Source organism: Vibrio sp. Vb1337, from assembly GCF_033338715.1.
Lineage (GTDB): Bacteria > Pseudomonadota > Gammaproteobacteria > Enterobacterales > Vibrionaceae > Vibrio > Vibrio alginolyticus.
On the sequence record NZ_JAWOTD010000153.1, the window covers coordinates 1 to 1,230 of the forward strand.

The 1,230-nt window shown below is 48.9% G+C and carries 1 pseudogene; it reads right to left on the minus strand.

Annotated elements, in window-relative coordinates:
* Positions 1 to 1,230: pseudogene (vmeZ, locus tag R7E42_RS24650) on the minus strand (multidrug efflux RND transporter permease subunit VmeZ); the annotation flags it as partial.

The following is a 1,230-nucleotide window of genomic DNA, read 5'->3' on the forward strand; positions in this document are numbered from 1 at the left end:
AAGCGAACCTAAGTTGCCTTGCAAAGTTTGGAAAATAGACGACAACGAAATACCAAGTTGTTGCGCTTTCTCGCGGTCAATATCCACATAGTAATGCGGTACGTTTGCGCGGAATGTACTAAAGGTGTACGCGATCTCAGGAGCTTGGTTTGCTGCCTGAATCATCTCCCCCATCACCATCGACAAGTCAGTGCGGCTACGACCTAGCGTATCTTCCAGTACAAATTCAAAACCGGAAGCAGCGCCCATACCCGGAACGGCAGGCGGCCCCATCGCAAACACGACAGCTTGAGGTAATTCCATCGCTGCTCGACCATTGATGCGAGCTGCTATCGCGTTGGCAGAATGTTCACCCCCTAGCGAGTTACGCGTTTCCCAATCATGCAGCTTAATGAACAGCGAAGCACCGTTTGACGCCGCAGCACCAGTCATAAACGAAAAGCCGTTTGCAACCGTTACGCCATCTACACCGGGTTCTTCCTCGATCATTTTCATCAAGTCGCTCGTCACCTCTTCTGTACGAGACAGAGAAGCAGAATCAGGCAACTGAACGTTGACCAACAAAATGCCTTTATCTTCTTGAGGAACGAATGCCGTTGATGTCGTCTTCGCGAAGAAAGACACCGCAGCAACCGCAACGATGAAGAACGTAACCAATAACAGAGATTTCTTAACAAGGAAGCCTGCAACTTGGCCGTAACGCGTAGTAACACGCTCTAGACCACGGTTGAATGCTTGGAACCAGTTAGCCGTGTTGCCGCCACCTTGTTTTAATACCAATGAACAAAGAGCCGGTGACAGCGTTAGCGCGTTGATTGACGAAATCACAACCGAAATACAGATCGTCAATGCGAACTGACGATACATGATGCCAGTAATACCCGGAAGCATCGCAACAGGTAGGAATACCGCCAACAGAACCAACGTTGAGGTAATGATTGGCCCAGTCACCTCTTTCATCGCTAGCAATGTTGCTTTGCGAGGTGAAATGGTTGGATCTTTCGCCATCGTGGTATCAACGTTTTCGATAACCAAAATCGCGTCATCCACCACGATACCAATCGCGAGAATCAAACCGAACAAGGTTACTGTGTTGATGGTGAATCCAGTCGCTTGCATGATGGCAAACGTACCAATCAACGAAACTGGAATCGCGACCACTGGAATTAACGTTGCTCGCGCACTGCCCAAGAATAGGTAGGTTACGGCAATAACCAGTAGAATCGCTTC